This is a genomic window from Winogradskyella flava, from assembly GCF_014243395.1.
Classification (GTDB): Bacteria; Bacteroidota; Bacteroidia; order Flavobacteriales; family Flavobacteriaceae; genus Winogradskyella; species Winogradskyella flava.
This window is the reverse complement of record NZ_JACLCP010000003.1, coordinates 430634-445331: the sequence shown is the minus strand read 5'-3', so window position 1 is coordinate 445331 and position 14698 is coordinate 430634. Positions and strand designations below refer to the sequence as shown.

The following is a 14698-nucleotide window of genomic DNA, read 5'->3' as shown; positions in this document are numbered from 1 at the left end:
TATTAATTAAACATTTTATATTTGCACCCTCATTTAAGAGAACATCTTAATGACCGGGTAGCTCAGTTGGTAGAGCATCTCCCTTTTAAGGAGAGGGTCCTGGGTTCGAGCCCCAGCCCGGTCACTACAGTTAAGCGAATTGCTTAACTTTTTTTTTATATTTACTTTTCTTTATTGCGCACGTGGCGGAATTGGTAGACGCGCTGGCTTGAGGGGCCAGTGACCGTTTTAGGTCGTGGAAGTTCGAGTCTTCTCGTGCGCACAATTCATAATTCTTTATAGAATAATCTCCATCTCTTACTTATCAACAATACATTTTTACTTAAATTTTGTTAATTGTAGCTAAGTTATAGGATTAAATCTTATTTTTGTTTAAACATTTTTATTAAAAAATGAACAATATTAAGAACCAGTTTAGTATTAAAGACCTAGAGAATCTTACTGGGATTAAGGCACATACTATAAGAATTTGGGAAAAGCGCTATAACTTGCTTCAACCAAAACGTACTGATACAAATATAAGATATTACGATTTAGCGAACTTTCAAAAGCTTCTGAACGTTAGTTACCTTAATAATAACGGCTATAAAATTTCTAAAATAGCTACAATAGAAGAGCACAAGATTCCTCTGTTAGTTAGGGAGATTGCCGCAGAAAACAATATGGAGAGCCATGCTATCAACGCATTTAAGTTATCCATGTTAAATTTTGATCAAGCACTATTCTATAATACTTATGAATCATTATTAAGAGAAAAAGCATTTGATGAGATCTTCTACGACATTTTCATTCCACTTTTAACGGAAATCGGACTTTTATGGCAGACAGATACCATCACACCTGCACATGAGCATTTCTTAACGTCTCTCATTCGTCAAAAAATATTAATAAACACCGAGAAAGTACAATCAAAGCAAATTAATAAGTCAAAAAAAACATTTGTTCTCTACTTGCCAGAAAATGAAATTCATGAGCTAGGATTGATGTTTATTAACCATCAATTGGTGAGTAAAGGTTACCAATCCATATTTTTAGGTTTTAGCGTACCAATTGAAAGCTTGGTAGATTTAAAGAACTACTATGACGAGCTGATCTATGTTTCTTATTTTACTGTAAAACCAGAAAAGGCCGAGATAGAAAAATACATAGAGAATTTCAATAAACTCATGCTTGAGGGCACTAACACTAAACTTTGGATTTTAGGTCAAATGTTAAATTCGTTAGACTTAGATAAGCTTCCAAAAGGTATTACTCCGTTTAAAAGTATCCAAGCACTAATTGACAATCTTTTATAGTAAATGAGTAAGACTATATCCATTATCGGTTCGGGTTTCTCCGCTTTATCGGCTTCTTGCTATTTGGCTCAAGCTGGTCATAAAGTGTCCATATTTGAAAAAAATAGTACTGTTGGAGGAAGAGCCAGACAATTGGTTAAAGATGGTTTTACTTTCGATATTGGGCCAAGTTGGTATTGGATGCCTGATATTTTTGAAAAGTTTTTTAATGATTTCGGAAAAAGTACTAGTGACTATTATCAGCTGGATAAACTGAGTCCAGCATATAAAATTTTTTTTTCGGATGAAGTCATTACAATTGGGGATCACATGGATCAAATATGTGAAGAATTTGAGCGTATTGAAGAAGGTAGCTCTAGACCTTTGCGTAAGTTCATTTCACAAGCACAAGATCACTACGACATCGCTATTAATAAGGTAGTCCTCAAACCAGGTCTATCTCCTTTTGAACTCGTCACAAAAGAAACCATTACAAGAGTCGATCGATTCTTTAAAACTATTAGTTCTGAGGTTAGAAAGAACTTTAAAAACCCTAAGCTTATCTCTACTTTGGAATTTCCGGTTCTATTCTTAGGCGCAAAACCAAGTCAAACGCCATCGTTTTACAGCTTTATGAACTTTGCCGATTTTGGCTTAGGCACATGGCATCCAAAAGGTGGTATGTATGAAATCATTAAAGCCATGAAAGCTTTGGCAGAAAGTTTAGGTGTTACTATATGTACCAATAGCAATGTTGAAAAGATTGTTGTAGAAAATGCCAGATCTACGGCTATTGTTGTAAATGGTAATACCATAGTATCTGATATTGTTTTAAGTGGTGCCGATTATCACCATTCCGAGACGTTATTAGATACAAAGTACAGACAATATAGCGAGTCTTATTGGGAGAAGCGAACTTTTGCACCTTCTTCGCTTTTATTCTATGTTGGATTTAGCAAAAAATTAAATCACATAGAACACCATAACTTATTTTTTGATACCAACTTCGAAACGCACGCAGAAGATATATACGATAATCCCAAATGGCCAGACAATCCACTCTTTTATGTGAACTTCCCTTCTGTGACTGATGAAAGTATGGCTCCTAAAGACTGTGAAACAGGATTTTTTCTTATACCAATAGCACCAGGACTAGAAGATACGGCAGAATTAAGGGAACAATATTTCGATATCATTATTAATAGATTCGAGAGTTTAACAGGCCAAACCGTTCGAGATAATATTCTTTTTAAAGAATCTTACTGTGTTAATGATTTTATCGAGGACTACAATTCTTACAAGGGTAATGCATACGGCATGGCAAATACATTGATGCAAACGGCTTTTTTAAGACCAAAATTAAAAAGTAAGAAAGTTGATGGTCTATATTTTACTGGACAACTTACGGTTCCAGGACCTGGAGTACCTCCTTCATTAATTTCTGGAAAGTTAGCTGCAGAACTAATACATAAAAATGAAGTTTAATTGCTATCTTTAATAACAATAATATTATAATTTCAATGAAATCTATTTTTGACAACGTCTCTAAAGAATGTAGTAAAGCTGTAACAAATGCCTATAGCACCTCGTTTTCCATGGCGACCAAAATGCTGTCAGACAGCATAAGACAAGACATTTACAATATCTATGGTTTTGTTAGATTTGCCGATGAGATTGTTGATACATTTCATGATTTCGATAAGGAAAAGCTTTTTACAAATTTTGAAAATGATTTAGAAAACGCCTTGGAGGATAAAATCAGTTTAAATCCGATACTGAATGCATTCCAAGAAACTTATCACAAATATAACATTGACAAGCACTTGGTAGACGCCTTTATGAATAGTATGCGATTAGATTTATCAAAAAAAGATTATCTAACTGAGGAAGAATATAAGAACTATATTTATGGTTCGGCAGATGTGGTTGGTTTAATGTGTTTAAAGGTATTTGTAAAAGGTGATAAAAACAAGTATGAAGATTTGAAAGACTCTGCGATGCGTTTGGGTTCTGCATTTCAAAAAGTAAATTTCCTTAGAGACTTAAAAGCAGATTTTGAGGATCTGAGCAGAACTTATTTTCCCAATACCGATCTTAATCATTTAGATGAAGCATCGAAACAATCTATAATCTCAGATATTGAAAGCGATTTTTCAGAAGGTCTAAAAGGAATCAAACAATTACCTCTAGAAGCACGTTTTGGTGTATTCATGGCTTATCGTTATTACAACAAGTTATTACAAAAGTTAAAAAACACACCTGCATTAGAGATTAAATCTGCTAGGATAAGAGTACCTAATTATAAAAAAATAGAACTACTTACCCGTAGTTATGTGAAATATCAACTTAATTTGCTTTAAATTTTAATCAATCATCATGCAAACTGTTTTTTGGATATTAATTTTCTTTGGAACGTTCTTCATTATGGAATTTAACGCTTGGTTTACGCACAAGTATATCATGCACGGTTTTTTATGGAATCTTCATAAAGACCACCATCACAAAGATCATGACAGCTGGTTTGAGCGTAATGACGCTTTCTTTATATTCTATGCTGTTGTAAGTATGAGTTGCTTTTATCTATGGAGCGTAGAGGGTATTTGGTACACACTTCCAATTGGGTTTGGAATTTTAATGTATGGTGTAGCATATTTTATTGTTCATGATATCTTTATTCATCAAAGATTCAAATGGTTGAGGAATATTGATAATAAATACGCAAGAGGCGTAAGACGTGCTCATAAGATTCATCATAAGCATTTGGGGAAAGAAAAGGGAGAGAACTTTGGTATGCTTATAGTACCATTTAAATACTTCAAATAAGCTATTCCCTGAGTAATTGGTCTAATTGACTTCTTACTTTTTCACTATTCCAATTTACAGCACCCGACTCATCTATAACAATTTCACCTTTTTTGTTAAGGATATATGTTCTAGGGATTGATCTGGTCAGTAACTCTTGAGGCATTTCGTTTAATGAGTTGAACACTTCGAAATCAAAATTTCGTTTGGTTTTAAAACCTTCGACTATTTTAAAATCATCGTTGGTTACAAAAAGGAATTCAACCACATCATAGTAATCGTCATATAAAGCTTGTAAACTTGGCATTTCTGCAATACAAGGCGGGCACCAAGTAGCCCAAAAATTTATAAATACGACTTTCCCTCTAGTCTCATTAAATTCTAAAACAGTACCATTATCTGATTTTAAACTCCAATTAGAATTTCTTAATTCTACTCTATCTCCGTCTTCAATAAGGGAAGATTGATTAATATAACTTAAACCTTTGTGCAATAGAACTTGTATTGGTTGCCGGGTTTGAGGAATAATCAACAATGCTATTATTATTAAAAAAATAATATTACCACGTTTCAATTTTGCTGTTTTCATATTGTAAAAAGTAAAAGCGTAATCCCATAGTCGGAATTACGCTTTCATTCTAACAACAAAAACTCAATTTTTGATGCTCTTTATATACCTTCAATTAATTTCTAGTAACCGTTATAGAGTTTGATAAATCAAAACAACCTGATAAATCATTAGCATTTGCTCCCATAACTGCTCCTTGCAATCCATCTTCATATCGTAAATACCAAATTAAGCAAGTACCAGTTCCTGCACCATCAAAATCAACACCTTCTAAAGCTGCTATTGTTGGTGGTAACCCTAATATATTACCCATATCATCTGTAATAACAAAAGTGGAATTTGTTCCTGTTGCGTTTGGATCTGTGGTAATACCACTAACATTATCAATTGTCCCATCTACTGTAAATGTAAACGGACCGCCAGAAAGTGTACCAGCATTTGGTTCATTTCTAGTTACCGTAATAGAGTTTGATAAACTAAAGAATCCTGATAAATTATTGGCATTCATTCCGACTTCTGCACCCATTAAACCGTCTTCAAAGCGCAAATACCATATTAAGCAAACTCCAGCTCCAGCTCCATCAAAATCAACACCCTCCAAAGCTGTAAGCGTTGGTGGTAACCCCAGTATATTACCCATATCATCAGTAATTACAAATGTAGAGTTTGTACCAACGGCATTTGGATCTGTGCTAATTCCACTTACATTATCAACCGTACCATCAACACAAAATGTAAATGGATTACCAGATAAAGTACCAGCATTTGGTTCTGGATTTCTGGTTACAGTTATTGAATTAGATAAATCAAAATCACCTTGAAGATTATTCGCATTCATTCCCATTTCTGCTCCAACTAAGCCGTCTTCATATCTTAAATACCATATTAAACAAACACCTGTTCCTGCCCCATCAAAATCAACACCCTCTAATGCTGTAAGTGTTGGTGGTAATCCTAAAATATTACCCATGTCGTCTGTAATTACAAATGTTGAATTTGAGCCAGCAGCATTTGGATCTGTAGTTATTCCGCTGACATTATCTACTGTTCCATCAACCACAAAAGTAAATGGTCCACCGGATAATACTCCTGCATTTGGTTCAGGGTCTCTAAACACAGAGATTGAATTTGATAAGTCGAAACTTCCTTCTAGATCATTAGCATTTAGTCCCATTTCTGCACCTACCAAGCCATTCTCATATCTCAAATACCAAATTAAGCATGTACCCACACCAGCACCATCAAAATCAACCCCTTCTAAAGCTTCAATTGTTGGTGGCATACCCAAGATTATACCCGTATCGTCTGTAATTACAAAAGTTCTATTAGTACCAACTGCATTCGGGTCTGTAGTAATACCACTAACATTGTCTGGCACACCATCAACTAAGAAAGTAAAAGGCCCACCTGAAAGTGTACCTGCATCTGGTATAATGCTGACGTTGTCATCATCATTACTGCAAGAGGTGACAAAAATTCCAAGTGTCACAACTGCTAAAATCATTTTTTTAATCATTGCTTTTTAATTTTAAAATTTACATTTCAAAATTAAAAGAAGCATTTTTCATAAAATGTTAGCTAGCTAACACTAAGCCGATTTTTTTAAGATTCTAATCTCTTTTCTATTAAATTCTAAGTAATTTTCTTCCTTAAGTTCATTAAGAAGAATGTTTATGGTTGGTCTTGAAGTACCAATTAATGAAGCAATATCTTTTTGGGTATAAGGATGGTTAATTATATGATCGCCTGTTTTGTCACAATCATATCCATAATCAGCACAAAGCTCTTCTAAGAATTCTTTCAATCGTGTTTTCGAATCTTTAAAAAGTAATAATTGAAGTCTTCTCTCCAACTTTTTAAACTTTAGACCTATGAATTTATAGATTCTCAGGCTAAATGTTTTGTTGTCCCTCATTAATTCGTGCATTGTTGGCACTGCAACAGGACATATTGTTGTTTTATTATCTATAGATTGTGCAAACTCATCTCGTTTTTCCTCTCCCAAAATTGCTTTCTCACCAAATAACTCCCCTTTGCTAAGAATGGCTTTTACAACTTCAGTACCCTCCTCGTTATAATATCCAATTTTCACCTTACCGTTTTCAATAAGGTAGACTTTATTTGCCGCATCTTCCTCAAAATATATGTAATCGCTTTTTTGATAAGCATCAAAAGTGTGACAGGCTTTGTATTTCTTAAATTTATGCGGGCAAAGTAGATTAAAAAGATTGACGTTTTCAAAAATCCAAATAGAATTCATGACTTATAAAGATTTAATTGAGTTAGACAATGAGTCGTAAACTGAATTGAAACCCTTCATACAAAAACAAAAAAACTCCTAATGAAAACATTAGGAGTTTATTTATTATTAAATAGTTCTAGTTAAGCATTTTGCCTCTTAATCAAATTAAGTGCAGAACCTTCTTTGTACCATTCAATTTGAGCATCATTGTAAGTATGATTTAATGCTAAAGTATCTTTTGAACCATCAGCATGAACTACCTCAATATGTAGTTGTTTGTCTGGTGCAAATTCATTTAAATCCAAGAAGTTAAACGTATCGTCTTCTTGTATTAAATCATAATCAGCTTCGTTAGCAAAGGTTAAACCTAGCATACCTTGTTTTTTAAGGTTGGTCTCATGAATACGAGCAAAAGATTTCACAATTACTGCGGCCACACCTAAATGTCTCGGTTGCATCGCAGCATGCTCTCTAGAAGACCCTTCACCGTAGTTATGATCTCCAACAACGACTGACCAAACACTATTTTTCTTATAATCACGTTGAGTATCTGGCACACCACCGTAATCTCCTGTCAACTGGTTCTTTACAAAATTCGTTTTCTTATTAAAAGCGTTAACGGCTCCAATTAAAGTATTATTGGCAATGTTATCAAGATGCCCTCTGAAACGTAACCAAGGTCCAGCCATAGAAATGTGGTCTGTTGTACATTTACCAAAAGCCTTAATTAATAATTTAGCTCCTGTTATAGATTCACCAATAGGTGTAAAAGGCTCTAGTAATTGCAAACGTTCAGATGTAGGATTTACAGTAATTTGAACACCACTACCATCCGTTACTGGCTCTAAATAACCATTTTCCTTAACATCAAAACCTTTCGGAGGTAATTCCCATCCTGTTGGTTCATCCAACATGACCTCTTCACCATTTTCATTGATTAACTTATCTGTGATTGGATTGAAGTCTAATCGACCTGCAATAGCAATAGCAGCTGTTAACTCTGGCGAAGCTACAAAAGCATGTGTATTTGGATTGCCATCTGCACGCTTAGCAAAGTTTCTATTAAATGAATGTACAATGCTATTTTTAGGAGCATTCTTTGGATCGCTATAACGCGCCCATTGTCCTATACATGGTCCACAGGCATTTGTAAATATCTTCGCGTCTAATTTTTCAAACACTTCAAGAATACCATCGCGTTCAGCTGTATAACGCACTTGTTCAGATCCAGGATTGATACCAAACTCTGCTTTTGTTTTTAAGCCTTTGTCTAGTGCTTGTTGCGCAATAGATGATGCTCTAGATAAATCTTCGTAAGATGAATTAGTACAAGAACCTATAAGTCCCCATTCTACTTGCATTGGCCAGTCATTAGCCTTAGCTTTTTCAGTCATATCCCTGCCTACTTCCGTAGATAAATCCGGAGTAAATGGACCATTTAATAGTGGTCCTAATTCTGATAAGTTAATATCTATTACTTGATCGAAATACTGCTCAGGATTTGCATATACTTCATTATCCGCAGTTAAATAGTCTTTAATATTGTTTGCAGCATCGGCAACATCAGCTCTATCTGTTGCGCGCAGATAGCGTTCCATAGAGTCGTCATATCCAAAAGTAGATGTCGTAGCGCCAATTTCAGCACCCATGTTACAAATGGTTCCTTTTCCTGTACAAGACATCGATAAAGCTCCAGGTCCAAAATACTCGACGATCGCTCCTGTTCCACCTTTAACAGTAAGAATCTCTGCCACTTTAAGAATGACATCTTTTGGCGCGGTCCAACCAGAGAGTTTTCCTGTTAACCTAACACCAATCAACTTAGGGAATTTAAGCTCCCAAGCCATACCAGCCATAACATCAACAGCATCCGCACCTCCTACTCCAATGGCCACCATTCCTAATCCACCAGCATTAACAGTATGTGAATCCGTACCAATCATCATTCCTCCAGGAAATGCATAGTTTTCTAAAACTACTTGATGAATAATACCTGCACCTGGTTTCCAAAAGCCGATACCATACTTATTCGATACTGACTCCAAGAAATTAAATACCTCGCTACTCGTATTATTAGCATGCTTTAAATCCGTTGCAGCGCCATCTTTTGCTTGTATTAAATGATCACAATGAACAGTTGTCGGTACGGCAACCTTCGGCTTTCCTGCTTGCATAAACTGCAATAAGGCCATTTGCGCTGTTGCATCTTGGCAAGCAACACGGTCTGGAGCAAAGTCCACATAATCTTTTCCTCTTCTAAAGGCTTTGGCTGGAGTACCATCCCAAAGGTGTGAGTATAATATTTTTTCTGAAAGTGTCAATGGTTTACCAACAATTTCCCTAGCTGCATCTACGCGCTCCGTCATGTTAGCATAAACCTTCTTAATCATATCAATGTCAAATGCCATATAGTATATTTAAAGGTTGATAATTTGTTTTTTAAGCAGCACAAAAATACAAAATTCAAAGGGTATTTGAAAATATGTAACGAAATTGAAGATTCTTTGAAAATAACTCATAATTGAATCAAAAAACTATCAATTAGATTGAAGATTAACAGTAAAAATTAATGTTGTTTAATAATTTAACAGTTAGTATTATTTAGAATAATTCTGAATTTAGGGTCAGGGATTATACTGCCAATTAAAACAGGCTTTGAATAATTCTTTCGTCCGTTATCCCTTCTGCCTCAGCTTTGTAATTTTTTATTATTCTGTGCCTTAGAATTCCAGTAGCTACAGCTTTTATGTTTTCAATATCTGGTGAGAATTTCCCAATAGTTGCAGCGTGTGTTTTAGCTGCAAGAATTAAATTCTGTGAAGCTCTTGGACCCGCTCCCCAATCTACAAACTCCTTAACAATATCTGCGGCAGTATCTGCATTTGGCCTTGTTTTACTCACCAAGGAAACCGCATACTCCACAACGTTATCGGCTACAGGAATACGACGTATAACGTTTTGAAAATCTATAATTTCCTGAGCCGTAAATAAGGAATTAACGGACATTTGAACATCTGTCGTTGTCGCTTTTACAACATCCACTTCCTCCTGAAAAGATGGATATTCTAATCTAATGGCGAACATGAAGCGGTCTAATTGTGCCTCAGGTAATGGGTAAGTCCCTTCTTGCTCAATTGGATTTTGAGTCGCTAGAACAAAGTATGGCAAATTTAATTTGTACTGATGGCCTGCTACCGTTACAGCACGCTCTTGCATAGCTTCCAATAAAGCAGCTTGCGTTTTTGGTGGTGTTCTGTTGATCTCGTCGGCCAAAATTATGTTGGCAAAAATGGGTCCCTTAATGAATTTAAAGTGACGATTTTCATCTAAGATTTCACTTCCTAGAATATCACTTGGCATTAAATCTGGAGTAAACTGAATACGCTTAAAATCTAAGCCTAATGCCTGAGCAATGGTATTCACCATCAACGTTTTTGCCAATCCAGGAACACCTATTAGCAGGGAGTGTCCTCCCGAAAATATGGAGATCAAAATTTGGTCAACAACATCATCTTGACCAATAATAACCTTGGCGATCTCTTGCTTTAGAGCCTTATACTTGTTAACGAAGTTTTCAATAATGGTTACATCAGACATATGCTATTGTGTTTTTAACCAATTGCTTTGATAATCACAATCTCTATATTCTCCATTAATTTTAATATAAGTTTCTGAGATAGTCTCTTTTTGCCATTTTTCAATAGCCTTAATTTGCTTGTCTTGCAATGCTAGTTCTTTAATTTTTAAGTAGTCTCTTGCAAAATCTGCCTCGTGGTCATCTATTCTATCTGTGACCGTCATGATTTTAAACTTAATGCTATTAATCCTATCCTCATCTTGAATGACCTCACTAACTTCTCCATCCTTTAAACCTTGAATCTGTGTGTACATTTCCGTATCCATCTTAGTCAGCTCAAAATTGAAATCTTGCGTTGTAGGATTGGTTAATTGACCACCTTCGAACTTCGTTTCCTTTTCATCACTAAACTCAAAAGCCGCTGCAGCAAAAGAAATACTTCCGTCTACAATTTTCTCTCTTACCACGTCTATTTCATCTTTTGCTTTCTGAATGGCGTCTTGAGTTAATTCAGGACGAATTAAAATATGCCTTACATCATACTCTTGCCCACGGATTTTTTCTAGATATACAATATGATAACCAAAATCAGTTTTAAATGGTTCTGATATCTCTCCTTCTTCCAAATTAAAAGCAACATCCCTAAATTCCTTAACCATTCTAGGTCGCTTTCTGTTCATGGTAGGTAACAAACCACCATTATTTTTAGAACCGCCATCATCAGAATAAAATAATGCCTTAGTTGTAAAACTTGCACCATTTTCCTCAACATCTCTTTTAAAGCCCTTTAACTTATCTATGGCTGCTTGCTTCGCCTCTTCTGTGACTTCGGGTATAATTACAATCTGAGCTACTTTAAGTTCTGTGCCAAAAGTTGGTCTTTCATCTTTTGGAATAGCGTTGAAAAACTGTCTTACCTCTTCTGGAGTTACTTCGATATCCTGGATCACCTTTTTCTGCATTTCTTGAGATAAATAATTGTTCTTATTGATCTCATACATCTCATCACGAAGTGCTTGTTCCGAATCTTTTTTGTAAAATTTCAACATACCTTGCATATCACCATTGGTTTGTGCCAAAATACCTTGTATTTGTTGGTCTACAAGAGATTGAATATATAATTCATTGACAATAACACTATCTTGTATAGCTTGGTGAGCGTATAATTTTTTCTCAAGTAAACTGCCAAAAAGTTCGCAGCGTGTTACACCAGATAAATCAGCACCTTGTGCTTCTAGCTGAGCAATTTCGCGATCTAGATCAGATTCTAAAACGATGTAATCACCAACTACGGCAGCAACACCATCTGCCTTGATTCTAGATGTATTGATTACACTATCTTTTTTCTTTGCAACTGGATCTTCATCTGAGATAATTTCCTGCGCGTTTAAACTATTAAATGCAAAAAAGCAGCTAAGAATCGCTGCTCTAGTTATATATCTGAAATTGATTATTTTTAATGGCATCTTTTGTAATATCATTTTCGAGTTGCTTTATGAGCTCGAGCTTACGCTTGTTTATAACAATTTGTTTTATTGACGGTATAACGTATTCCAAGGGCGCATAATCGTTCTGCAGGCGCACGTCATTAACTTGCATCAAATATAGGTTTAATGAATCTTTGAGCTGTAAGAAATTAGATTTTTTTAACAGTTGATTTTTATTTTCTGAATTCACTACAGGAACTTTCTCTACAACCTGGCTGAATTTCACCCAAAGCGAATCGTTAAGTGAGTACGATTTGAAATGCACAGAAATTGAATCTAGATACTGCTTATCACTAGCCTTAAATCTTTTAAATCGCTTCTCAATGGTATCAAAATCAATTGGATTTAAGGGTAAACTAATATATCTAAATTGCAACAAGTCATCATTTAGCTTGAAAGATTCCTTATTAGCTTCATAAAACACTTGTGTTTCGTCGGACTGAACGGTAGTGTCTATATTTTTCTTTACCAAAGCCTCTAAATATGCCTTAGTGTACAAGTCATTTTGGTACTGCTTAACTAATTTTGAAAATTCTTCCTGTTTATTCTCAGATAGGTTAAGTTGTGCACCATCCATGAGTAACAACTGTCTGGCCCATCTATTAATAAAGGCATTTACCAATAGTGTACTATCCTCTTTTGTAGCCCCATCAGGCACTACACCAGCAATATCATCTTCATACAGATAGGTGTCATTTACTCTTGCTATTGGTTTACGATCATCCGTTTTCTTGAACAAATCACAACCAAAAACCAATAAACTCAATGTAATTATGTAGAGGGATTTTTTCAAAAAGACTATTGTTTTTTAATTTTCTTCTTCACTTTCTTCAAAGCTTTTTCATTCACTTCTATTTTAAAGCGGTCATGGAGATCTTTTATCCAATTCGTTTCAAGTTCTGCTTGGTAATCGTTAATGACATTTCCTTTGGCTTCTTCTAGAGTCTTTACTCCTGCTGGTAAAATATCATTGACTTCTATAACATGAAACGCTTCATTGTTCTCATATATTTTAGAGACACCTTTCTTAGTCTCAAAATCGTCTGGCAACTTATTGTCATTGAAGTCGAAGGTTCCTTTTGTGAAAATGACGTTCTTCTCTTTTTCTGTGTTAAGTGCATTATTGATATCATCTTCGCTCTTATTTCTCTTCATCATTTTTGCAGCCTGTTCGGCAACTGCCTTATCTGCTGAAGATGCCATAACCACCTTAACCCTTTCATTCCACTGGTATTTGGATTTATATTTTTCGTAATAAGCCTCTAAACCTACAGTGTCCTTTGCTGCCTTGTTCCAGACTTCCTTTTCCATTAAATCAAATAGCAATAAACCATCTCTGTATTCTTTGAGAATATCTGCAAAATCTTTATTCTCCAATTCAAGGTTGTCTTCTCTAAATTGTAGTATGGACTTTTCGAAAAAGCTCTCAAACTCTTTATCAATGATATTTAAGAAAGCCGTATTTTTATTCATATAAATGCGCTGAGCAGACATTAAATGACGACCGAACTCATTATAGGTAAATGATCTATCATTAATCTTAAAAAGCTCTTCATCTTTTTTGAAATCCTCGGGCAATCTCCATGAGCGTGTAAAATAATTGTTGGTTAGCAACGATTCAAAGTAGGCTTTCGCATTTGAATTATAAGAAATCTCGTAACGCTTTTTAAGCTCTTTTACCATAGCAGCATTTATAAGCTTAGACCTAGAATCCCGTTTTACTCTAGACTCCAATGATGGCTTTAAATCTTCTAAAGGTTGAATTGGTTTTAGGCTGATACGCTTTACAATGTGCCATCCATACTCCGTTTTAAAAGGCTCACTGATATCGCCATCATTTTTTAGGGTAAAAGCTTCATCCTCAAATTTAGTTGAACTCAGTTGACCGCTCTTAAAGGGCGCTAACTGACCTCCTTTAGCCGCAGAACTCTTATCATCCGAGAACTGCTTTGCTAATGACTCAAAACTCTCTCCTTGCTGCATTTTTTTATAAATATCATTGATTCTTTCCTCCGGATCCAATAACGAATCTTTCTGTTGCAAGGCTATCATGATGTGTGCAGCGGTAATCGTTCCTCTAGATGGTCGCTTGTCATCAACTTTGACGACATGATACCCAAACCGTGTTCTAAATGGCATGGATATTTCACCTACTGCTGTATTGTATGCGGCAGTTTCAAAATTATAAACCATCTTAAATGCCGAAAAATAACCCAAATCTTCAACGAATACCGTTTTACCGTCATGTGCTTCTTTCTTTAACTTATCAAAACCCTCGTTTAGTAAATGCTCTCTTAAAGTAAGTACTTGATTATATGCGCTCAATGTATCCTTAGCATTTTCGTCTAGTCGGACCAATACATGTGACGCCTTAATATCGATATTACTGCGATCATAGGCTTCTTGAACAAGCACGTCAGTGACTTTATTCTCAGAAAGGTAGTTTTTGGTAAGCTGCTTTTTGTATCTCAAGAATTCGCGTTGGTATTTGGCATCTTCATTAAGCTTTAATCGCTTAGCCTCCTTTAATTTCAATTGATACTCTGTAAATAGTTTTAAATAGCCATCTATATCCTTTTGGCTTTCATCTTTAACTAAGTCTAAGTTCTTATTATAAACCCTCAAAAATTCGGATGTCATTATTGGATCTCCATCAACTGTTAATAATACATCGTCCTTATCCTGTCCAAAAGAAAAATTGAATGCCAAAAGCATCAGAAGCAAACATCTAAACATAATTTTCATAAT

12 protein-coding genes and 2 tRNA genes are annotated in these 14698 nt (G+C 35.2%); 6 read left to right on the top strand and 8 right to left on the bottom strand.

The genetic code is table 11. The annotated features are described in order from the left end of the window. Positions 1 to 51 precede the first annotated feature (51 nt). The 6 genes from H7F21_RS12525 (at position 52) to H7F21_RS12500 (ending at position 4097) form a co-directional block, all read left to right on the top strand. Positions 52 to 124: transfer RNA gene (locus tag H7F21_RS12525), tRNA-Lys, on the top strand. Between the two features lie 52 nt (positions 125 to 176). Further along, a tRNA-Leu gene (locus tag H7F21_RS12520) sits at positions 177 to 262 on the top strand. 130 nt (positions 263 to 392) lie between these two features. Then, positions 393 to 1295 carry a MerR family transcriptional regulator gene (locus tag H7F21_RS12515; RefSeq protein WP_185789628.1) on the top strand — a complete coding sequence of 301 codons (903 nt, stop codon included), beginning with the start codon at positions 393 to 395 and terminating at the stop codon, positions 1293 to 1295. Between the two features lie 3 nt (positions 1296 to 1298). Next, a complete protein-coding gene (locus H7F21_RS12510) occupies positions 1299 to 2759 on the top strand; it encodes a phytoene desaturase family protein (protein WP_185789627.1) in 1461 nt (486 codons plus the stop codon). A 35-nt stretch (positions 2760 to 2794) separates the two neighbouring features. Next, positions 2795 to 3634 carry a phytoene/squalene synthase family protein gene (locus H7F21_RS12505; protein ID WP_185789626.1) on the top strand — a complete coding sequence of 280 codons (840 nt, stop codon included), beginning with the start codon at positions 2795 to 2797 and terminating at the stop codon, positions 3632 to 3634. A 16-nt stretch (positions 3635 to 3650) separates the two neighbouring features. Further along, positions 3651 to 4097, top strand: coding sequence for a sterol desaturase family protein (locus tag H7F21_RS12500; protein WP_185789625.1), 447 nt, complete (start codon positions 3651 to 3653; stop codon positions 4095 to 4097). 1 nt (position 4098) lies between these two features. On the opposite strand, the gene H7F21_RS12495 is transcribed toward H7F21_RS12500, so the two are convergent. The 8 genes from H7F21_RS12495 to H7F21_RS12460 form a co-directional block, all read right to left on the bottom strand. After that, positions 4099 to 4665 carry a TlpA family protein disulfide reductase gene (locus H7F21_RS12495; protein ID WP_185789624.1) on the bottom strand — a complete coding sequence of 189 codons (567 nt, stop codon included), beginning with the start codon at positions 4663 to 4665 and terminating at the stop codon, positions 4099 to 4101. A gap of 94 nt (positions 4666 to 4759) precedes the next feature. Beyond that, positions 4760 to 6160 carry a hypothetical protein gene (locus H7F21_RS12490; protein WP_185789623.1) on the bottom strand — a complete coding sequence of 467 codons (1401 nt, stop codon included), beginning with the start codon at positions 6158 to 6160 and terminating at the stop codon, positions 4760 to 4762. A 72-nt stretch (positions 6161 to 6232) separates the two neighbouring features. Beyond that, positions 6233 to 6904: a Crp/Fnr family transcriptional regulator gene (locus tag H7F21_RS12485; RefSeq protein WP_185789622.1), complete on the bottom strand. Its 672-nt coding sequence runs from the start codon at positions 6902 to 6904 to the stop codon at positions 6233 to 6235. A 122-nt stretch (positions 6905 to 7026) separates the two neighbouring features. Then, on the bottom strand, positions 7027 to 9294 hold the full coding sequence (locus H7F21_RS12480; protein WP_185789621.1) for an aconitate hydratase: 2268 nt from the start codon (positions 9292 to 9294) through the stop codon (positions 7027 to 7029). A gap of 235 nt (positions 9295 to 9529) precedes the next feature. After that, positions 9530 to 10483, bottom strand: a complete 954-nt coding sequence (locus H7F21_RS12475; RefSeq protein WP_185789620.1) for an AAA family ATPase — start codon at positions 10481 to 10483, stop codon at positions 9530 to 9532. Between the two features lie 3 nt (positions 10484 to 10486). After that, positions 10487 to 11944: a peptidylprolyl isomerase gene (locus tag H7F21_RS12470; RefSeq protein WP_246431474.1), complete on the bottom strand. Its 1458-nt coding sequence runs from the start codon at positions 11942 to 11944 to the stop codon at positions 10487 to 10489. Next, positions 11892 to 12743 carry a peptidyl-prolyl cis-trans isomerase gene (locus H7F21_RS12465; RefSeq protein WP_185789619.1) on the bottom strand — a complete coding sequence of 284 codons (852 nt, stop codon included), beginning with the start codon at positions 12741 to 12743 and terminating at the stop codon, positions 11892 to 11894. The genes H7F21_RS12470 and H7F21_RS12465 overlap by 53 nt, the downstream gene beginning before the upstream one ends. Positions 12744 to 12748: 5 nt before the next feature. Beyond that, the gene (locus H7F21_RS12460) at positions 12749 to 14665 is read right to left on the bottom strand and encodes a peptidylprolyl isomerase (RefSeq protein ID WP_246431473.1); all 1917 of its coding nucleotides are present in this window, start codon (positions 14663 to 14665) and stop codon (positions 12749 to 12751) included. Positions 14666 to 14698 lie beyond the last annotated feature (33 nt).